Genomic DNA, 18,562 nt, shown 5'->3' with positions numbered 1-18,562 from the left:
CCATTTAATAATACCTTTTAAATACCTTTGCGGTGAAAACTTGACCGCGGTAACATTTTTTCTGATGAATCGAGCCAACAGAAAACGCTGAAAAAACATCCAAAAGATGGAAAAACTCGCCTGTAACGACCAGGATTATGATTGCCCGCAAAAGGCGGGCCAGGACAATCCATAGCCGATATCCAATCGGAATTTACGGGAGCATAGTAATGACAGATATTGCGCAGTTGCTTGGCAAAGACGCCGACAACCTTTTACAGCACCGTTGTATGACTATTCCTTCTGACCAGCTTTATCTCCCCGGACATGACTACGTAGACCGCGTGATGATTGACAATAATCGCCCGCCAGCGGTGTTACGTAATATGCAGACGTTGTACAACACTGGGCGTCTGGCTGGCACAGGATATCTTTCTATTCTGCCGGTTGACCAGGGCGTTGAGCACTCTGCCGGAGCTTCATTTGCCGCTAACCCGCTCTACTTTGACCCGAAAAACATTGTTGAACTGGCGATCGAAGCGGGCTGTAACTGTGTGGCGTCAACTTACGGCGTGCTGGCATCGGTATCGCGGCGTTACGCGCATCGCATTCCATTCCTTGTCAAACTTAATCACAACGAGACGCTAAGTTACCCGAACACTTACGATCAAACGCTGTATGCCAGCGTGGAGCAGGCGTTCAACATGGGCGCGGTGGCGGTTGGCGCGACCATCTATTTTGGCTCGGAAGAGTCACGTCGCCAGATTGAAGAAATTTCTGCGGCTTTTGAACGTGCGCACGAGCTGGGCATGGTGACCGTGCTGTGGGCCTATTTGCGTAACTCCGCCTTTAAGAAAGATGGCGTCGATTATCACGTTTCGGCTGACCTGACCGGCCAGGCTAACCATCTGGCGGCAACCATAGGCGCAGATATCGTCAAACAAAAAATGGCGGAAAATAACGGCGGCTATAAAGCGATTAATTACGGTTATACCGACGATCGCGTGTACAGCAAGTTGACCAGCGAAAACCCGATTGATCTGGTGCGTTATCAGTTAGCTAACTGCTATATGGGCCGGGCAGGGTTGATAAACTCCGGCGGTGCTGCAGGCGGTGAAACTGACCTCAGCGATGCAGTGCGTACTGCGGTCATCAACAAACGCGCTGGCGGAATGGGGCTGATTCTTGGACGTAAGGCGTTCAAGAAATCGATGGCTGACGGCGTGAAACTGATTAACGCCGTGCAGGACGTTTATCTCGATAGCAAAATTACTATCGCCTGATACGCCTCATACGAACAGCACTACCCCGTAGGGCGGATAAGGCGTTCACACCGCATCCGGCAACCTATGCCTGATGCGACGCTGAAGCGTCTTATCATGCCTACACAGCGCTGCCCCGTAGGCCGGATAAGGCGTTCGCGCCGCATCTGACATAAAACAACGTGCACTTTGTTACGGCTTCCCCCGGGAGGCCGTTTTTATTGCCTGTCATTCTGGATTGATTTTCATATTGTCTTTTTTGTGATCGATATCGCGACATTTGGAAACAAAAAATTTCATTATATTTTGAAATCGAAAATAAATAACAGGATGTGAAAATGTACGTGGTATCGACAAAGCAGATGCTGAACAACGCGCAGCGCGGCGGTTACGCGGTTCCGGCATTCAATATTCATAATCTCGAAACGATGCACGTGGTGGTGGAAACCGCTGCCAGCATGCATGCGCCGGTCATCATTGCCGGAACGCCCGGTACATTTACTCATGCTGGTACAGAAAATCTGGTGGCGCTGGTCAGCGCGATGGCGAAGCACTATCACCATCCATTGGCGATTCACCTCGACCATCACACGAAATTTGACGATATCGCTCAGAAAGTTCGTTCAGGTGTGCGCTCGGTAATGATCGACGCCTCGCATCTGCCTTATGCGCAAAATATTGCACGGGTAAAAGAGGTGGTGGATTTTTGCCATCGCTTTGATGTCAGCGTCGAAGCGGAGCTGGGGCAACTTGGCGGCCAGGAAGATGATATGCAAGTCAATGAAGCAGATGCGTTGTACACCAACCCCGTTCAGGCGCGTGAATTTGCCGAGGCAACCGGGATTGATTCCCTGGCGGTCGCCATCGGCACGACTCACGGTATGTATGCCAGCGCACCTGCGCTTGATTTTTCTCGACTGGAGAACATTCGCCAGTGGGTGAACTTACCGCTGGTGCTGCATGGTGCGTCAGGATTATCGACTAAGGATATTCAGCAAACCATCAAACTGGGGATATGCAAAATCAACGTTGCAACGGAGCTTAAAAATGCATTCTCGCAGGCGTTAAAAAATTACCTGACCGAGCACCCCGAAGCGACCGATCCCCGGGATTATTTGCAGTCGGCTAAATCCGCAATGCGCGATGTGGTGAGCAAAGTGATTGCTGATTGTTGCTGCGAGGGCAGGGCATAACGCACCTGCCATTTAACAAGGAAAAAACATGAAAACGTTAATTGCCCGGCATAAAGCTGGTGAACATATCGGCATATGTTCAGTCTGTTCTGCCCATCCGTTGGTTATCGAAGCGGCGCTGGCATTTGATCGCAACAGCACGCGCAAAGTGCTGATTGAAGCAACGTCAAACCAGGTCAATCAATTTGGCGGTTATACCGGAATGACACCGGCGGACTTTCGCGAATTTGTGTTTGCGATTGCCGATAAAGTCGGATTTGCTCGTGAGCGTATCATTCTCGGCGGCGACCATCTGGGACCGAACTGCTGGCAGCAAGAAAATGCGGATACGGCGATGGAAAAATCCGTCGAGCTGGTAAAAGCATATGTTCGAGCGGGGTTCAGTAAAATTCACCTTGATGCGTCAATGTCATGTGCGGGGGATCCAATACCATTAGCGCCAGAAACGGTTGCTGAACGTGCTGCCGTGCTTTGCCACGCAGCGGAGAGTGTGGCGACAGATTGCCAGCGTGAGCAACTGAGCTATGTCATTGGCACCGAAGTTCCGGTTCCGGGCGGTGAGGCCAGCGCCATTCAGTCAGTACACATTACCCGGGTTGAAGATGCCGCCAATACTTTACGTACGCATCAAAAGGCCTTTATTGCTCGTGGGCTGACAGAGGCGTTAACACGCGTGATTGCCATCGTGGTACAGCCGGGTGTGGAATTTGATCACAGCAATATTATCCATTATCAGCCGCAAGAAGCGCAGGCGCTGGCGCAATGGATAGAAAACACCCGAATGGTTTATGAAGCACATTCTACCGATTACCAGACCCGGACGGCTTATTGGGAATTAGTCCGCGATCACTTTGCAATTTTGAAAGTAGGGCCAGCATTAACCTTTGCTCTACGTGAGGCGATATTTGCGTTGGCACAAATTGAGCAGGAAATTATCGCCCCCGAAAATCGCAGCGGTTGCCTGGCGGTAATTGAAGAAGTGATGATCGACGAACCGCAGTACTGGAAAAAATATTATCGCACGGGTTTTAACGATTCATTACTGGATATTCGTTACAGCCTGTCGGATCGTATTCGTTATTACTGGCCGCATAGTCGAATTAAAAATAGCGTTGAAACGATGATGGCGAATCTGGAAGACGTGGACATCCCACTGGGCATGATTAGTCAGTATCTACCCAAACAATTTGAACGCATACAGTCCGGGGAATTATCGGCAATACCGTATCAGTTGATTATGGATAAAATTTATGATGTTTTGCGTGCCTATCGCTACGGCTGTGCGGAATAAGGACGGTATATGACTAACCTGTTTGTTCGTAGCGGAATTTCTTTTGTCGATCGTAGCGAAGTTTTAACCCATATCGGTAATGAGATGATCGTGAAAGGTGTGGTTCATGAAACCTGGCCACAGGCATTAATTGCCAGAGAAGCAGAATTCCCCACCGGGATAATGCTTGAACAGCACGCCATTGCAATACCGCATTGTGAGGCGATTCATGCTAAGTCGTCAGCCATTTATCTGTTAAGGCCAACAAATAAAGTTCATTTTCAGCAAGCGGATGATGATAGCGACGTGGCGGTATCGTTGGTTATTGCGTTGATTGTGGAAAATCCGCAGCAGCAATTGAAACTTTTACGCTGTTTATTTGGCAAGTTACAACAGCCCGAGATCGTCGAGACACTAATCACTCTTCCTGAAACCCAGTTAAAGGAATATTTCACAAAGTATGTTTTAGATTCAGACGAATAAATCCCTCTGTAACAATAAAAAGGACTATTTATGAAACGCAAGATTATTGTCGCTTGCGGAGGCGCGGTTGCGACCTCTACGATGGCGGCGGAAGAAATTAAAGAGTTGTGTCATAGCCATAATATCCCCGTTGAATTAATCCAGTGTCGGGTTAATGAAATAGAAACCTATATGGATGGTGTACATCTTATTTGTACTACCGCCAGAGTTGACCGCAGTTTTGGCGATATTCCGTTAGTTCACGGCATGCCTTTTGTTTCTGGTGTCGGTATCGAAGCATTACAAAATAAAATTCTGACTATCTTACAGGGGTGACCTATGTTTTCAGAAGTCATGCGTTATATTCTCGACCTCGGCCCTACGGTCATGTTGCCGATTGTCATCATTATTTTTTCTAAGATATTAGGCATGAAGGCAGGCGATTGCTTTAAAGCGGGTCTGCATATCGGGATTGGCTTTGTTGGCATTGGCCTTGTGATTGGCTTAATGCTGGATTCCATTGGTCCGGCGGCGAAAGCGATGGCGGAAAATTTCGACCTGAATCTGCATGTGGTCGATGTCGGCTGGCCGGGCTCTTCACCAATGACCTGGGCGTCGCAAATTGCGCTGGTGGCGATTCCGATTGCGATTCTGGTTAACGTGGCGATGCTACTGACCCGTATGACGCGGGTGGTAAATGTTGATATATGGAATATCTGGCATATGACCTTCACCGGCGCATTGCTGCATCTGGCAACCGGTTCATGGATGATAGGGATGGCGGGTGTGGTAATTCACGCGGTGTTTGTTTATAAGCTCGGCGACTGGTTTGCCCGCGATACCCGAAATTTCTTTGAGCTGGAAGGCATTGCTATTCCGCACGGTACGTCGGCGTATCTGGGGCCAATTGCGGTGCTGGTGGATGCTATCATCGAGAAAATCCCAGGCGTTAACCGTATTAAATTTAGCGCCGACGATATTCAGCGCAAATTTGGCCCATTTGGCGAACCTGTCACCGTGGGCTTTGTGATGGGGCTGATTATCGGCATCCTCGCGGGTTACGATGTCAAAGGTGTATTGCAGCTGGCGGTAAAAACGGCGGCAGTTATGCTGCTGATGCCACGGGTGATTAAACCCATCATGGATGGTTTAACGCCCATCGCTAAGCAGGCCCGTAGTCGTTTACAGGCGAAGTTCGGCGGTCAGGAGTTCCTGATTGGCCTTGATCCGGCGTTGCTGCTGGGGCATACGGCGGTGGTATCGGCAAGCCTGATTTTTATCCCGCTCACCATTTTAATTGCTGTTTGTGTTCCGGGTAATCAGGTACTGCCGTTTGGCGACCTTGCCACCATCGGCTTCTTTGTTGCGATGGCAGTTGCCGTGCATCGTGGAAATCTGTTCCGCACCTTAATCTCGGGTGTCATCATTATGAGCATCACCCTGTGGATCGCGACGCAAACTATTGGTTTGCACACCCAACTGGCGGCTAATGCTGGGGCGTTAAAAGCCGGGGGCATGGTGGCTTCAATGGATCAGGGCGGTTCTCCCATTACCTGGTTACTGATTCAGGTTTTCTCCCCGCAAAATATTCCCGGTTTCATTATTATCGGTGCCATTTATCTTACCGGTATTTTCATGACCTGGCGTAGAGCGCGCGGCTTTATTAAACAAGAGAAAGCCGTTCTCGCAGAATAATTTTTACCTGAGGGGGAGTTTATCCCCCTTAATAATCAGGAGTTTTTATGAAATCAGTGGTGAATGATACTGATGGTATCGTACGCGTTGCCCAACGAGTCATTCCTGAAATTAAACATCAGGATGAGGTGCGGGTAAAAATTGCCAGCTCGGGATTATGTGGTTCCGATTTACCCAGAATTTTTAAAAATGGTGCACATTATTATCCAATAACGTTAGGCCATGAATTTAGCGGCTATATTGATGCTGTGGGATCCGGTGTTGATGATTTACATCCTGGCGATGCGGTTGCCTGTGTGCCGTTATTACCCTGTTTTACTTGTCCAGAGTGTCTGAAAGGGTTTTATTCCCAGTGCGCAAAATATGATTTTATTGGCTCACGGCGGGATGGTGGGTTTGCCGAATATATTGTCGTTAAGCGGAAAAATGTCTTTGCTCTACCTGCGCATATGCCTATTGAGGATGGGGCTTTTATTGAACCGATTACCGTTGGCCTGCATGCTTTCCATTTAGCGCAAGGTTGTGAGAATAAAAACGTTATTATTATTGGTGCCGGAACCATTGGCCTGCTGGCCATTCAGTGCGCTGTCGCGCTGGGAGCAAAGAGTGTGACGGCTATCGACATTAGCTCAGAAAAACTGGCACTGGCAAAATCTTTCGGTGCGATGCAAACATTTAACAGCCTTGAAATGAGCGCGCCGCAAATGCAGGGCGTTTTACGCGAGCTGCGCTTTAATCAGCTTATCCTCGAGACGGCTGGCGTCCCGCAAACCGTCGAACTGGCGGTAGAGATTGCCGGGCCTCATGCCCAGCTGGCGCTGGTGGGCACGTTGCATCAGGATCTGCATATAACATCGACAACGTTTGGCAAAATATTACGTAAAGAGCTGACGGTTATCGGCAGTTGGATGAACTACTCCAGCCCTTGGCCGGGGCAGGAGTGGGAAACGGCGAGCCGGTTGCTGACAGAACGTAAGTTAAGCCTGGAGCCATTAATCGCTCACCGTGGAAGCTTTGAAAGCTTCGCCCAGGCGGTGCGTGACATCGCTCGTAATGCTATGCCGGGCAAAGTGTTGCTTATTCCCTGAAACCGCGGGCCAGCGTGATGCTGGCCCGGTATTGTGCAAAACAGATCATTCACCAATGGTCCCCCTTCGTTTACACTAGCCACAATTGAATATGGGTAAATGACGATGAATTCATTCGAGCGAAGGAATAAGATCATCCAATTAGTGAATGAACAGGGAACCGTGCTTGTTCAGGATCTGGCGGGAGTATTTGCTGCCTCGGAAGCGACAATCCGTGCCGATTTGCGCTTTCTCGAACAAAAAGGCGTGGTTACGCGCTTTCATGGCGGTGCGGCGAAAATAATGTCCGGTAATAGTGAAACCGAGACCCAGGAAGTCGGGTTTAAAGAGCGATTTCAGCTCGCCAGCGCGCCGAAAAACAGAATAGCGCAGGCGGCAGTCAAAATGATCCACGAAGGGATGACCGTTATTCTCGACAGCGGAAGTACGACAATGCTTATCGCCGAAGGTTTAATGACCGCCAAAAATATCACGGTGATTACCAACAGTCTCCCGGCGGCGTTTGCCCTTTCCGAAAATAAAGACATTACTCTGGTCGTCTGTGGTGGCACGGTCCGTCATAAAACGCGCTCGATGCATGGCTCCATTGCCGAGCGTTCATTGCAGGATATTAATGCCGATTTAATGTTTGTCGGTGCTGATGGTATTGATGCGGTTAATGGTATTACGACCTTTAATGAAGGTTATTCGATTAGCGGTGCGATGGTCACAGCCGCTAATAAAGTGATTGCCGTTCTCGATTCATCGAAATTTAACCGTCGCGGTTTTAATCAGGTACTGCCAATCGAAAAAATTGATATTATTATTACTGATGATGCCGTGTCAGAGGTGGATAAACTGGCATTGCAGAAAACACGGGTGAAATTAATTACGGTGTAGCATTGTTCTTTATGCCGGATAAGGTGTGTACACCGAATCCGGCATCACTGATACTCCCTGAATTAAGAAAGGGAAATTTGATTAACGCAATAATGGACAATCCGGTGGTAATCGACAGCGCAATGCTGCCGGAAGTATTTCAATATGGAAGTTTTGCCCACTCAACGGTTCGCCATCAAGATTAAAGGTAATTTCGTGTGGCGCTTGTATATCGAACCACGCCGAAGCACCTTCGATAATATTCGGGTTATCTTCGTCAGATTTTAAGGTTGATACGAGAGCCGGAAGAATTTCATCGCCGGTGAAAATGCGTAGTTGCAGCAAGCCGTCGTTAATTAATGCGTTCGGGCACAATTGCTGACCGCCACCTGCCTGACGGCCGTTACCAATACCAATGACTAGTGCGTCACCTTGCCAGTGAAAGTTTTCACCGCGGATTTCACAACGGTCCGGTTGCAGTGTATCCATGCGCATTAAGCCGTGAATGATGTAAGAGACGCCACCCAGCGCTGCTTTTAATTTTTCCGGCGTTTCTGTGGTAATACGTGTCCCAAACCCACCCGTTGCCATATTAATAAAACAGGTTTGTTTGTTGACCTGCGCCATATCAATCGCAATAGCGTCACCAGCAATTGCTAGTTTCAGCGCCTTATCCAGTGCCTCAGGTATACCCACGCTGGTCGCGAAATCGTTCGCTGTACCTAGTGGCAAAATCCCCAGCGCGGGTATGTCATCGCCCTCACACTGAATCAGCGCCGAGGAAACTTCATTAATAGTGCCATCGCCACCACCGGCAATTACCGTTGCGACGCCCAGCTTCCGGGCCTCTTCTACAAATCGGGCGGCATCGCCTTTCTCCCAGGTGACCCGCACATGGATCGTCATTCCTTCCTCGCGCAACAGCATAATTGCTTCGCGCAAGGGTTGATTGTCAGTACTTTTGCCGTTAAGAATCAGTAAGCTGGCGGGAAATTCTGCCATAATCGTATGCCTTTATGATTGGTCTGTAGATAGTGTAGAGCAGAAAAGAAAAGGCGGAGTCAGAACAGGATGAAAATCGGAGGATAAAAAATCAGTTCAAGGATGGGGAATTCAGTGGTTACCAGTAAGGGGGGCAACGGTACACTCGGTTTTTATCGGCATAAATGATCACTGAAAGCACTTAAGCATTATTTTACTGTGGATTCAGCGTGGCAGCGAACATTAACGGTAATCAGGGACAAACTTCAAAAGAGCATATGCATCATATTCAACAAAGCAATGGCATCCTCAATGTACGATTCCAATTATATTAAATAATTCCTATGAGGTTATCTGTGATAGGCCTCCATGTCTGTATTTCCTACTTATGTAGGAAATTCTGCACAAAACATTTATTATAATCCTATTCAATAATGACAATGATGTCATTATTATATTTCAACACTAGAGAGTGTCGTTGGTGTTTAATGGGGGAAGGTGAGATGAAAAAGACAGCTGCTATATCATTAATTAGTGTTTTTCTTATGTCTGGTTGTGCTGTGCATAATGATGAGACAAGTATCGGTAAATTCGGTCTTGCCTATAAAAGTAATATCCAGCGTAAACTCGATAACCAATACTACACTGAAGCCGAAGCATCTTTAGCCAGGGGCAGAATATCTGGTGCGGAAAATATAGTGAAAAATGATGCAGCTAATTTCTGTGTTACTCAGGGCAAAAAAATGCAGATAGTTAACCTGAAGACTGAAGGGGCAGGATTACATGGCGTCGCGCGTCTGACATTCAAATGTGGAGAGTGAGAATAGATTCAAGACTACCATGGACACATCCATTTTTATCTCTGATAAGGTATTCTTCAACACCATTATTGAATGTGAGTAATAATGACAAGCAGATAGATGAAACTACAGCAGAATTTTTATTTTATGCGGCTATCAGAAAATGATGGCATAAATATTCCTATGCTTTAGCTTCATTTTTTGTAAGCGTCAAACATGCGCGTTCTGGGTGTGCGTAGCCGGACCCTGTGCGAGCACGATGCCGTTAAGTGAAAGGCATCGTGCTATGAAGGGGGATTCTATCGATGTGGTCAATGGAAGACGGTCACCTGGGATCAATCCGTCTCTATGGTTTATGCATAAAAAATAAGCCCGTGTAAGGGAGATTTAGGGTGTCACCAGTAGGGGCTTTCAACGGTACAATGCGGGTTTGAGCGGCATAAATTACCACTGAAAGCCCTTAAACGTTACTCTACTGTGGACACTGTGTGGACACTCTCGACCTCAGTACCACCTCTTAGCGGATTAAGAGAAATGGCGTCCTGAAGGTACTCTGGCGCAAAATGAGCGTAAACCATAGTTTGCTCAATCCGCGTGTGACCTAGTATCCGTTGTAGCGTGATAATACTTCCTCCATTAATCATGAAATGAGTGGCAAAGCTGTGCCTTAGTGCATGTGTAGCTTGCCCCATTGGCAAATCCGGTTTTATTGCTTTCATTGTTCGTCTGAAGCGAGGGTAATCAGCATCAGGGAATAAAAAACCTCGTTTGTTATCCGCGATCATTTTGGCAACAGCCTCTGAGATCGGGACGGTGCGTGGTTTGTTTGTTTTCGTTTTAACAAACGTGACGCGGTTATGGATGATATTTTCTGCTTTCAAACGAGCTGCTTCTCCCCAACGTGCTCCAGTACTCAGGCAAAGAATCGCAATCTTTTTGTTGTCGCCGTCAAGAGCAGCAAGCAGTAAGGCAATTTCTTCCTGCGTGAGATAGCCTGTGTCTGGTTTTTCCTCCTTAAGCCTTTTTGTCCCTCTGATAGGGTGCTCACCAAAGAATAACTCCGCTTCAATCAGGGCTGTAAACATGCCGCTAATACATGTTAAATCACGATTGATACTCGAAGGTTTAATACCCTGACTTCTTCGGGTGGCGCAGTACTGGCTGATAAGCGATTTCGTAATTTGAAATGCGCATGGGTCATTCGTTATTTTTGTGAAGATTTCAATTTTTCCAAGATTAGATTTCCCATGCTCTTCGTGTTTACCCTTTAAATCCCACCAGATCTGTGTCAGCTCCGACAGACGTCGCTTGTCTTTTGGTTTTGATAGCCATTCTTTATTGTGGTGGTTGTACAACGTGTATTTCTCGAAAGCGACAGCTTCGCTTTTCTTATCAAACTTCCTACGGATGCGTTTTCCATTACGTCCAGTAGGGCGGATGTCCACTTCATATCGACCATCATCGAGTTTTTTGATTGCCATCAGAAAACCCTCCGAGTGGTGTGTTTTTTTGCGACTACTAATCGCTTTTTTCGTGGTGGCTGAAATTTAGCCACCAATAGTAGGCACTTGTGATGAATATATTCACGATGAATTGTTAACCAGTCTTTTGACCGGAGTGGGGCGACGTTGTTTCGTTTTGCCCAAAGTGTGCGAGAGCGGGCGCAATTTGCCCGGACTCAGGAGCGATCTGATTGGTCATGAACCATAAAGTGTATTTGGTGAATTGTGGGGTCTGCAGGATGTTCATCATGACATCTGTTGGAGGTGTTGAACGACCACTTTCATAGTAACTCAGCGTGCCATACGGAACCCCTGTTAAATCAGCAAGTTGTTGTCTGCTCAAATACTCTGATTTTCGCATTAAGACTATCTTCTCGCTTATCGTGTTTGACATGGTGTTTAGATCTCAATAGTATTTAGTTTAGATGTAGATTGTTTAGTGCTTGGATGTGGGCACTAAAAGGCATTATAAGACATTAAACGCAATTCATGAGGGCTAGAGGACGACATGAGCAAGCAAGTAACACTCATGACTGATGCGATTCCTTATCAGGAGTTCGCAAAACTAATAGGAAAATCGACAGGAGCGGTTCGTCGGATGATCGATAAAGGAAAGCTGCCTGTAATTGATATGACCGATCCACAATCAGCTTCAGGTCGTGCAGGTGAATATTGGGTATACCTTCCGGCATGGAATAACGGACTAAAACTGGCTTATGAAAGCCGCCCTAAAGAGATTCGTGACGGCTGGTTGATGTGGTTAGGTCTCGGTGAACCACGTTAAGGAGAACCGTATGAATGAGCCTCGTTGTATTGCTCAGTTACTGCGTAACGAAAGCCCCAGGGCGATTGACTTCACCATCACCCACGGTAAGGGGCGTAAGGGAATCATTATCCGCACCAAAAAACAGAGTCCGTTAAAAAAGGCTCTGACCTTTCTGAAAAGCCGGAGGGTATGGAAATGACAGTGATGACGCTCAATCTCGTTGAAAAACAGCCAGCAACTATGCGCCGGATAATTGGTAAGCATCTGGCCGTCCCTCGCTGGCAGGAGACATGCGATTATTATAATCAGATGATGGAACGCGAACGGCTAACGGTTTGCTTTCATGCGCAGTTAAAACAGCGTCACGCAACGATGCGTTTTGAAGAAATGAACGACGTCGAACGTGAACGACTGGTTTGTGCAATTGATGAATTGCGTGGGGCATTCTCAAAACGCCGTCAGGTTGGCGCAAGTGAGTATGCATATATTAGTTTTTTAACAGTCAGTCAGCGCCGTACTTTATTTATGCACGCACGACTGACAGAAAAAGAATTTAACCAGCCATACTGGCGAATTAATGAGGAATCATGTTACTGGCGTGATGCTTTATTCCGTGCATTACGTGAATTATTCAGTCTGTTTGAGTATGCACCGACAATTCTGACATCGGTAAAACCAGAGCAATATCTGCATTAAGTAATTAACCAGAGTTTTTAACGCACTTAATTGTGCGGGGCTTCTTTTTGCCTGGAGAAAGTCATGCATACAGTTTCTGAAAATGAGTGCGGTAAATACGCATTACTGCTGCAACAGGCCAGAACCGAAGCACAGGCCGATGCAGCGACGCGCTTTTCTTCTCATCTTGACGCCATGATTCGCCACATCACAAAGGCGGAGTTATCCCGCGTGGAGATAGTCGAGCTGCTCAGTCAGGAGTCGGAAAAATTTCACAATATCGGATTGTCTCGCGGGGAGGTGCTTTGATGTCCTGTTCTCGTTCGGTTGTATTACTGAATAACGCCTTAAAAATCGCCGTTATGAAAAATGGCGATTTATCTCTTATTCAACTTGGTCTTGATAAAGAAAAACGCGAAATAACTGAGTCTGTTATCGCGATTTATCAGAGCGAATTAAATCTCCTGTCTGATGTGGTCAATTTACTTGTTAAACGCGCTGTATTTCACAAGCAAATCTCCTCCGTGGATGAACTGACGAAATTAACGACAGAAATTGCCAGCTATTGCGCTGATGAATTTAAAAAACTTAACGACAAAAGGAGCTGGTAATGCCGGACAACGTAGATTTTATTCAGGAACAACAGGCTGAATTACTGGAGCGTCAGATTAACGCGGCAAGGGTAAAACATTGCGGTGCTTCTGCGCTGGTTTGCGAAGAGTGTTACGCGCCAATACCTGCTGCCCGTCGTGCGGCTTATCCGTCAGCCACGCGTTGTGTTTCCTGTCAGTCAGTCTTTGAAGCAAAAAACAAACATTACCGGAGAACGGCATGAGTATTCGTATTGAAATTGGCGAACGTTATGTCGTTACCAGTGACAGCTTTCAGTTTATTCTCCACGAGAAAAAGAGAGCGGAAAGCGGTAAAAACGCCGGTCAGGAATGGCTGGCAGTGGTTGGTTATTACCCGAAATTAAGCCAGCTCGTTTCCGGCATGATGCATCACGATATTCTGACCGGAAGCGCAAAATCTTTTGCTGATTTAAACGCGCAGGTTGAGCAACTCAGCAAGCGTTGTTCAGAGGCTTTTGGCTCACATGGCCGTTAAAGCCTCCGGGCGTTTTGTCCCTCCGTCAGCATTTGCCGCAGGCACCGGTAAGGCGTTTACCGGTGCTTATGCATGGAACGCGCCACGCGAGGCTGTCGGGCGCGAAAGACCACTTACACGTGACGAGATGCGTCAGGTGCAAGGTGTTTTATCCACGATTAACCGCCTGCCTTACTTTTTGCGCTCGCTGTTTACTTCACGCTATGACTACATCCGGCGCAATAAAAGCCCGGTGCACGGGTTTTATTTCCTCACATCCACTTTTCAGCGTCGTTTATGGCCGCGCATTGAGCGTGTGAATCAGCGCCATGAAATGAACACCGACGCGTCGTTGCTGTTTCTGGCAGAGCGTGACCACTATGCGCGCCTGCCGGGAATGAATGACAAGGAGCTGAAAAAGTTTGCCGCCCGTATCTCATCGCAGCTTTTCATGATGTATGAGGAACTCAGCGATGCCTGGGTGGATGCACATGGCGAAAAAGAATCGCTGTTTACGGATGAGGCGCAGGCTCACCTCTATGGTCATGTTGCTGGCGCTGCACGTGCTTTCAATATTTCCCCGCTTTACTGGAAAAAATACCGTAAAGGACAGATGACCACGAGGCAGGCATATTCTGCCATTGCCCGTCTGTTTAACGATGAGTGGTGGACTCATCAGCTCAAAGGCCAGCGTATGCGCTGGCATGAGGCGTTACTGATTGCTGTCGGGGAGGTCAATAAAGACCGTTCTCCTTATGCCAGTAAACATGCCATTCGTGATGTGCGTGCACGCCGCCAGGCAAATCTGGAATTTCTTAAATCGTGTGATCTCGAAAACAGGGAAACCGGCGAGCGCATCGACCTTATCAGTAAGGTGATGGGCAGTATTTCTAATCCTGAAATTCGCCGGATGGAGCTGATGAACACCATTGCCGGTATTGAGCGTTACGCCGCAGCAGAGGGTGATGTGGGGATGTTTATCACGCTGACCGCGCCGTCAAAGTATCACCCGACACGTCAGGTTGGAAAAGGCGAAAGTAAAACCGTCCAGCTAAATCACGGCTGGAACGATGAGGCATTTAATCCAAAGGATGCGCAGCGTTATCTCTGCCGTATCTGGAGCCTGATGCGCACGGCATTCAAGGATAATGATTTACAGGTCTACGGTTTGCGTGTCGTCGAGCCACACCACGACGGAACGCCGCACTGGCATATGATGCTTTTTTGTAATTCGCGCCAGCGTAACCAGATTATCGAAATCATGCGTCGCTATGCGCTCAAAGAGGATGGCGACGAAAGAGGAGCAGCGCGAAACCGTTTTCAGGCAAAACACCTTAATCGGGGCGGTGCTGCGGGGTATATCGCGAAATACATCTCAAAAAACATCGACGGCTATGCACTGGATGGTCAGCTCGATAACGATACCGGCAGACCTCTGAAAGATACTGCCGCGGCTGTTACTGCATGGGCGTCAACGTGGCGCATCCCGCAATTTAAAACGGTTGGTCTGCCGACAATGGGGGCTTACCGTGAACTACGCAAATTGCCTCGCGGCGTCAGCATTGCTGATGAGTTTGACGAACGCGTCGAGGCTGCACGCGCTGCCGCAGACAGTGGCGATTTTGCGTTGTATATCAGTGCGCAGGGTGGGGCAAATGTTCCGCGCGATTGCCAGACTGTCAGAGTCGCCCGTAGCCCGTCGGATGAAGTTAACGAGTACGAGGAAGAAGTCGAGAGAGTGGTCGGCATTTACGCGCCGCATCTCGGCGCGCGTCATATTCATATCACCAGAACGACGGACTGGCGCATTGTGCCGAAAGTTCCGGTCGTGGAGCCTTTGACTTTAAAAAGCGGCATCGCCGCGCCTCGGAGTCCTGTCAATAACTGTGGAAAGCTCACCGGTGGTGATACTTCGTTACCGGCTCCCACACCTTCTGAGCACGCCGCAGCAGTGCTAAATCTGGTTGATGACGGTGTTATCGAATGGAATGACCCGGAGGTCGTGAGGACGCTCAGGGGGGCATTAAAACACGGCCTGAAAACACCAAATCGTCAGCAAAGAAACGGAAGCCCGTTAAAACCACATGAAATAGCACCGTCGGCCAGACTGACCCGGTCGGAACGATTGCAAATTACCCGTATCCGCGTTGACCTCGCTCAGAACGGTATCAGGCCGCAACGATGGGAGCTTGAGGCGCTGGCGCGTGGCGCGATCGTAAATTCTGACGGGAAAAAATTCACGTATCCGGTCGCTGATGAGTGGCCGGGATTCTCAACAGTAATGGAGTGGACATAATGGCAAAAATTCACGAGTTAAAGCTGCACGCAAAATATTTCGACCTTGTGCTGGAAGGAAAGAAACGCGCAGAGTTTCGGAAAAATGACCGTAATTATGAGCGCGGGGACACGTTGATTTTGCATGAATGGGTGCAGGGTGTGTATACGGGGCGAAAGGTTGAAGCCCGGATAACAGATGTTACTGACCTGTCAGACTGGCTGGAAGATTATGTCTTGCTAAGTATTGAGCGGCTTAATACAGGCGCATATGAGATTGTGAACTGGAAAGAACTTAGTGAGCGTGGTCTGGTATTCAGAATTAATCATGAAATTATGCATCAGCTCGGCCTTGCTGTTATGTATGAATCAGAGACGGGGATGTCTGGCGGGGCAATGGTAGCCACGGATGGAGCATGGAACTATTCAGATGAACAGATGGAGCGTGCAAAGCAAAACGGGTGGCTTGGATAATGCACAGAATACCAGGCGAGATACCGCACCATAAAACTAAAAATATCAAGCTGATGGCTATTGTTCAGCGTTTACAGCGGATTATGGTCAACGAAAATCTGACGCCCGATGAGCTGGTCGGGTGTGCCGAAATAGTACGGGATAATTACGGGCGGCTTAACTATATCGGTCAGTCCAGAGTTGCGCCACCACCACGCAGACGATAGAGAACGCCGCCAGTCGTGAAACTTGTTTTCAGGGCTGGCGGGGTTGAACAACGAGCGAAGCGAGACGTTAGTTGACAGACATATTTTTACTACGTTGGTGCTGGTTTTTGACGGTTGAAAGGAGTTAGGTTGGAGAGCTAACAACTTACAAATATTCAAAAGTAAGCATCCTGTTGCTAACATGAGGTTGATTTTTTATGTGGATGATGCAAAAAGGATAGCTATGGATACTATAATCGCTTTTCTATCACTCGCTTTTTTCGTTGCTTTCTTCATCGGGCTAATCAAGCCATCACTGGTGCGAATGCCAAACCGCAAACGTGCAAGTGCGGTTTATCTCGGAGGAGGTTTTGTATTGAGCATAATTGGTTCAATACTCTATCCAACAGAAAAAAGCCAGCCAGTTGCTAAAACTGAAACATCAACCGTTGCAGAACACAAAGTCCAAAAAACATTCGAATATGGTGAAAAAACACTCAAGGAATATCGGAACGAGTCAAAGAAAACACGACACGATATTGTGAATAGTTACATTGATTTTAAGGAAGTTCCAGCCACCGCGTCAGATGCGTTTTATGCCTGCATGAGTGAGTATACATTTACCAAAGATGATGAGTTGAAACTCGGTGATGTTCTTGGGTGGTGCTTTAATGATTATGAAAATGACCCGAGTTCACTAAACAATAAAATCAATCTTGATACATTTCAGAGTAATTTTAGTGGTTGGGATGGTTCTTATCGTCCATTGGAAAAACTAATTAAAGATAATATGAACGATGATTCATCTTATAAACATGTGTCAACGGTATATCATCTGGTTTTGAATAAAGACCCGCATGCCATTGTGAAAACCACGTTTCGCGGAACTAATGCTTATGGCGGAGTGGTGAAACAGACGATTGCTGCGCGTGTCAATGTAGAAACAGGTGAGGTTGTATCAATTATAAGTGAGTGAACTGTGCCAGAATGATAAAGATGCCAGCATTTATGCTGGCAATCATAAAAATAGTGACTAGCAAAAATTGGTGTCTGGTTTTAATGTGAGATTAGAAAATGAAGAGATGTAAATATATTTTAAGAGGTTTGTTGCTGAAGTTTAAAAGTATAAGTTCTATGCATTTGTTATTTGTTTTAATAACGGCTTGTCTATTCTTTTTTATAGGGTGTTACGTGGGTTATAGTGGTATTGGTTTGAATGGTGACACTAAATACCAATTAATTACAATACCTTTTTTGACCATGTTGGGTACTTGGGTTTCTGGGGTGGGAGCATTTTCTGCTGTTGCGACATCATTGTTGTTGGCACACCGTTCGCTAAAGGAAAATTCAGAAGAAATTGCTATTCGATATAGCATGGTGTTAATACCATCAATGTACTTACCTAGCACTACAGATACAGCAATATCAATAACCATAACAAACAAAAGAAAAGTAAGGAGTAATATTCAATCGGTTGTTTTGCAATTTTCTAATAATAAAGCAATGAATATATGGGTAAACCCCGGGACGCTTATCTCTGGCAAGTTACCGCATGTTTTAGAAGACTATGGTGATATATTGATGCTTATAATTCCAGAGAGCATTACCGCATCAGTAACTGATGAGGGGTTCGTAAAAGAATGTCAGGGGAATACTCTTGGAGAAGGTAGCGTCGTAGTTCACACAACGACAAAAACATTTGTAAAAAAATTAACATTACCTCAAGTTAAGCCATTTAATGATAAATTTAAGTCTGTATTGACGAAGCCGTAAGAGGTGCGTTGCGTTGCATTTTTTTGCATCTTCAAGGATTAATTTCTGCATCTTTATTTTGCCAGTACTGATGTGCTTTTAATGGACTCATGCAACTGCATTAAAATCGACCCATGAAGCGGGCGGGCGAGGCGGGGAAAGCACTGCGCGCTGGCGGTGGTGCTGATTTTATTTTTTCAGCGTCTCAGCGCGTCGTAATGGCGTTTAGATTGTGCGCCGGGGCGCTGGTGTGTCTGCGG

At 47.1% G+C, this 18,562-nt stretch carries 24 protein-coding genes; 21 read left to right on the top strand and 3 right to left on the bottom strand.

Features of this window, described 5'->3' with window-relative positions; genetic code table 11:
• Positions 1-209 precede the first annotated feature (209 nt).
• The 8 genes from fbaB (at position 210) to QUE74_RS13665 (ending at position 7,828) form a co-directional block, all read left to right on the top strand.
• Positions 210-1,262: a class I fructose-bisphosphate aldolase gene (gene fbaB / locus QUE74_RS13700; RefSeq protein ID WP_000129551.1), complete on the top strand. Its 1,053-nt coding sequence runs from the start codon at positions 210-212 to the stop codon at positions 1,260-1,262.
• Between the two features lie 317 nt (positions 1,263-1,579).
• Positions 1,580-2,434 (top strand): tagatose-bisphosphate aldolase subunit GatY, encoded by an 855-nt coding sequence (gene gatY / locus QUE74_RS13695; protein ID WP_000289780.1) that lies wholly within the window; start codon positions 1,580-1,582, stop codon positions 2,432-2,434.
• 28 nt (positions 2,435-2,462) lie between these two features.
• Positions 2,463-3,725 (top strand): tagatose-bisphosphate aldolase subunit GatZ, encoded by a 1,263-nt coding sequence (gene gatZ / locus QUE74_RS13690; RefSeq protein ID WP_000853842.1) that lies wholly within the window; start codon positions 2,463-2,465, stop codon positions 3,723-3,725.
• A gap of 9 nt (positions 3,726-3,734) precedes the next feature.
• Entirely contained in the window at positions 3,735-4,187 is a 453-nt protein-coding gene (gene gatA, locus QUE74_RS13685; protein ID WP_000182885.1) for a PTS galactitol transporter subunit IIA, read from the top strand.
• Between the two features lie 30 nt (positions 4,188-4,217).
• The gene (gene gatB, locus QUE74_RS13680; protein WP_000823263.1) at positions 4,218-4,502 is read left to right on the top strand and encodes a PTS galactitol transporter subunit IIB; all 285 of its coding nucleotides are present in this window, start codon (positions 4,218-4,220) and stop codon (positions 4,500-4,502) included.
• 3 nt (positions 4,503-4,505) lie between these two features.
• A complete protein-coding gene (locus tag QUE74_RS13675; protein ID WP_000490695.1) occupies positions 4,506-5,861 on the top strand; it encodes a PTS galactitol transporter subunit IIC in 1,356 nt (451 codons plus the stop codon).
• 47 nt (positions 5,862-5,908) lie between these two features.
• Positions 5,909-6,949: a galactitol-1-phosphate 5-dehydrogenase gene (gatD, locus tag QUE74_RS13670; protein WP_000844254.1), complete on the top strand. Its 1,041-nt coding sequence runs from the start codon at positions 5,909-5,911 to the stop codon at positions 6,947-6,949.
• Positions 6,950-7,054: 105 nt separating this feature from the next.
• Complete coding sequence (locus QUE74_RS13665; protein WP_001295426.1) at positions 7,055-7,828, top strand: DeoR/GlpR family DNA-binding transcription regulator; 774 nt, start codon at positions 7,055-7,057, stop codon at positions 7,826-7,828.
• 81 nt (positions 7,829-7,909) lie between these two features.
• Here QUE74_RS13665 and yegS read toward each other — a convergent pair whose 3' ends face one another.
• Positions 7,910-8,809, bottom strand: a complete 900-nt coding sequence (gene yegS, locus QUE74_RS13660) for a lipid kinase YegS (RefSeq protein ID WP_000807382.1) — start codon at positions 8,807-8,809, stop codon at positions 7,910-7,912.
• A 482-nt stretch (positions 8,810-9,291) separates the two neighbouring features.
• Between yegS and yegR the strand changes: the two genes are divergently transcribed.
• Positions 9,292-9,609, top strand: a complete 318-nt coding sequence (gene yegR, locus QUE74_RS13655) for a lipoprotein YegR (protein ID WP_001353116.1) — start codon at positions 9,292-9,294, stop codon at positions 9,607-9,609.
• A 446-nt stretch (positions 9,610-10,055) separates the two neighbouring features.
• Here yegR and QUE74_RS13650 read toward each other — a convergent pair whose 3' ends face one another.
• Positions 10,056-11,069, bottom strand: coding sequence for a site-specific integrase (locus tag QUE74_RS13650; RefSeq protein ID WP_000985253.1), 1,014 nt, complete (start codon positions 11,067-11,069; stop codon positions 10,056-10,058).
• Between the two features lie 115 nt (positions 11,070-11,184).
• Positions 11,185-11,484: a helix-turn-helix domain-containing protein gene (locus tag QUE74_RS13645; RefSeq protein ID WP_001306384.1), complete on the bottom strand. Its 300-nt coding sequence runs from the start codon at positions 11,482-11,484 to the stop codon at positions 11,185-11,187.
• Positions 11,485-11,598: 114 nt separating this feature from the next.
• On the opposite strand from QUE74_RS13645, the gene QUE74_RS13640 reads away from it, so the two are divergent.
• The 12 genes from QUE74_RS13640 to QUE74_RS13585 all read left to right on the top strand — a co-directional run bounded on the left by QUE74_RS13640 (position 11,599) and on the right by QUE74_RS13585 (position 18,323).
• Positions 11,599-11,874 carry a regulatory phage cox family protein gene (locus tag QUE74_RS13640; protein ID WP_000043869.1) on the top strand — a complete coding sequence of 92 codons (276 nt, stop codon included), beginning with the start codon at positions 11,599-11,601 and terminating at the stop codon, positions 11,872-11,874.
• A gap of 10 nt (positions 11,875-11,884) precedes the next feature.
• Entirely contained in the window at positions 11,885-12,055 is a 171-nt protein-coding gene (locus QUE74_RS13635) for a hypothetical protein (RefSeq protein WP_001005162.1), read from the top strand.
• On the top strand, positions 12,052-12,552 hold the full coding sequence (gene repB / locus QUE74_RS13630) for a phage replication protein B (RefSeq protein ID WP_000217684.1): 501 nt from the start codon (positions 12,052-12,054) through the stop codon (positions 12,550-12,552). Before QUE74_RS13635 ends, repB begins: the two co-directional genes overlap by 4 nt.
• Before the next feature lie 63 nt (positions 12,553-12,615).
• Positions 12,616-12,840 (top strand): DUF2732 family protein, encoded by a 225-nt coding sequence (locus tag QUE74_RS13625; protein ID WP_000557696.1) that lies wholly within the window; start codon positions 12,616-12,618, stop codon positions 12,838-12,840.
• Positions 12,840-13,142, top strand: coding sequence for a DUF5405 family protein (locus QUE74_RS13620; protein ID WP_001277962.1), 303 nt, complete (start codon positions 12,840-12,842; stop codon positions 13,140-13,142). Before QUE74_RS13625 ends, QUE74_RS13620 begins: the two co-directional genes overlap by 1 nt.
• On the top strand, positions 13,142-13,366 hold the full coding sequence (locus tag QUE74_RS13615) for a TraR/DksA C4-type zinc finger protein (protein ID WP_001113267.1): 225 nt from the start codon (positions 13,142-13,144) through the stop codon (positions 13,364-13,366). The genes QUE74_RS13620 and QUE74_RS13615 overlap by 1 nt, the downstream gene beginning before the upstream one ends.
• Entirely contained in the window at positions 13,363-13,638 is a 276-nt protein-coding gene (locus tag QUE74_RS13610) for a DUF5405 family protein (protein ID WP_000027670.1), read from the top strand. The genes QUE74_RS13615 and QUE74_RS13610 overlap by 4 nt, the downstream gene beginning before the upstream one ends.
• The gene (locus QUE74_RS13605) at positions 13,628-15,913 is read left to right on the top strand and encodes a replication endonuclease (protein ID WP_000268594.1); all 2,286 of its coding nucleotides are present in this window, start codon (positions 13,628-13,630) and stop codon (positions 15,911-15,913) included. Before QUE74_RS13610 ends, QUE74_RS13605 begins: the two co-directional genes overlap by 11 nt.
• Positions 15,913-16,365, top strand: a complete 453-nt coding sequence (locus QUE74_RS13600) for an ASCH domain-containing protein (protein WP_001364189.1) — start codon at positions 15,913-15,915, stop codon at positions 16,363-16,365. The genes QUE74_RS13605 and QUE74_RS13600 overlap by 1 nt, the downstream gene beginning before the upstream one ends.
• Entirely contained in the window at positions 16,365-16,571 is a 207-nt protein-coding gene (locus QUE74_RS13595) for a hypothetical protein (RefSeq protein ID WP_000554772.1), read from the top strand. Before QUE74_RS13600 ends, QUE74_RS13595 begins: the two co-directional genes overlap by 1 nt.
• Before the next feature lie 223 nt (positions 16,572-16,794).
• Positions 16,795-17,526, top strand: coding sequence for a hypothetical protein (locus QUE74_RS13590; protein WP_001364221.1), 732 nt, complete (start codon positions 16,795-16,797; stop codon positions 17,524-17,526).
• A 215-nt stretch (positions 17,527-17,741) separates the two neighbouring features.
• Positions 17,742-18,323 (top strand): hypothetical protein, encoded by a 582-nt coding sequence (locus QUE74_RS13585; protein WP_136801679.1) that lies wholly within the window; start codon positions 17,742-17,744, stop codon positions 18,321-18,323.
• Positions 18,324-18,562: the final 239 nt, after the last annotated feature.

The sequence above is a fragment of the Escherichia sp. 10290 genome, from assembly GCF_030295155.1.
In the GTDB taxonomy this organism is placed as follows: domain Bacteria; phylum Pseudomonadota; class Gammaproteobacteria; order Enterobacterales; family Enterobacteriaceae; genus Escherichia; species Escherichia coli_F.
Note: the sequence above shows the minus strand (reverse complement) of the source record. Positions and strands in the feature narration are given on the sequence as shown.

Excerpts from the sequence above, each read along its gene's own strand:
- fbaB (WP_000129551.1), top strand. The coding sequence starts at position 210 with ATGACAGATATTGCGCAGTTGCTTGGCAAAGACGCCGACAACCTTTTA.
- gatY (WP_000289780.1), top strand. The coding sequence starts at position 1,580 with ATGTACGTGGTATCGACAAAGCAGATGCTGAACAACGCGCAGCGCGGC.
- gatZ (WP_000853842.1), top strand. The coding sequence starts at position 2,463 with ATGAAAACGTTAATTGCCCGGCATAAAGCTGGTGAACATATCGGCATA.
- gatA (WP_000182885.1), top strand. The coding sequence starts at position 3,735 with ATGACTAACCTGTTTGTTCGTAGCGGAATTTCTTTTGTCGATCGTAGC.
- gatB (WP_000823263.1), top strand. The coding sequence starts at position 4,218 with ATGAAACGCAAGATTATTGTCGCTTGCGGAGGCGCGGTTGCGACCTCT.
- QUE74_RS13675 (WP_000490695.1), top strand. The coding sequence starts at position 4,506 with ATGTTTTCAGAAGTCATGCGTTATATTCTCGACCTCGGCCCTACGGTC.
- gatD (WP_000844254.1), top strand. The coding sequence starts at position 5,909 with ATGAAATCAGTGGTGAATGATACTGATGGTATCGTACGCGTTGCCCAA.
- QUE74_RS13665 (WP_001295426.1), top strand. The coding sequence starts at position 7,055 with ATGAATTCATTCGAGCGAAGGAATAAGATCATCCAATTAGTGAATGAA.
- yegS (WP_000807382.1), bottom strand. The coding sequence starts at position 8,809 with ATGGCAGAATTTCCCGCCAGCTTACTGATTCTTAACGGCAAAAGTACT.
- yegR (WP_001353116.1), top strand. The coding sequence starts at position 9,292 with ATGAAAAAGACAGCTGCTATATCATTAATTAGTGTTTTTCTTATGTCT.
- QUE74_RS13650 (WP_000985253.1), bottom strand. The coding sequence starts at position 11,069 with ATGGCAATCAAAAAACTCGATGATGGTCGATATGAAGTGGACATCCGC.
- QUE74_RS13645 (WP_001306384.1), bottom strand. The coding sequence starts at position 11,484 with ATGTCAAACACGATAAGCGAGAAGATAGTCTTAATGCGAAAATCAGAG.
- QUE74_RS13640 (WP_000043869.1), top strand. The coding sequence starts at position 11,599 with ATGAGCAAGCAAGTAACACTCATGACTGATGCGATTCCTTATCAGGAG.
- QUE74_RS13635 (WP_001005162.1), top strand. The coding sequence starts at position 11,885 with ATGAATGAGCCTCGTTGTATTGCTCAGTTACTGCGTAACGAAAGCCCC.
- repB (WP_000217684.1), top strand. The coding sequence starts at position 12,052 with ATGACAGTGATGACGCTCAATCTCGTTGAAAAACAGCCAGCAACTATG.
- QUE74_RS13625 (WP_000557696.1), top strand. The coding sequence starts at position 12,616 with ATGCATACAGTTTCTGAAAATGAGTGCGGTAAATACGCATTACTGCTG.
- QUE74_RS13620 (WP_001277962.1), top strand. The coding sequence starts at position 12,840 with ATGTCCTGTTCTCGTTCGGTTGTATTACTGAATAACGCCTTAAAAATC.
- QUE74_RS13615 (WP_001113267.1), top strand. The coding sequence starts at position 13,142 with ATGCCGGACAACGTAGATTTTATTCAGGAACAACAGGCTGAATTACTG.
- QUE74_RS13610 (WP_000027670.1), top strand. The coding sequence starts at position 13,363 with ATGAGTATTCGTATTGAAATTGGCGAACGTTATGTCGTTACCAGTGAC.
- QUE74_RS13605 (WP_000268594.1), top strand. The coding sequence starts at position 13,628 with ATGGCCGTTAAAGCCTCCGGGCGTTTTGTCCCTCCGTCAGCATTTGCC.
- QUE74_RS13600 (WP_001364189.1), top strand. The coding sequence starts at position 15,913 with ATGGCAAAAATTCACGAGTTAAAGCTGCACGCAAAATATTTCGACCTT.
- QUE74_RS13595 (WP_000554772.1), top strand. The coding sequence starts at position 16,365 with ATGCACAGAATACCAGGCGAGATACCGCACCATAAAACTAAAAATATC.
- QUE74_RS13590 (WP_001364221.1), top strand. The coding sequence starts at position 16,795 with ATGGATACTATAATCGCTTTTCTATCACTCGCTTTTTTCGTTGCTTTC.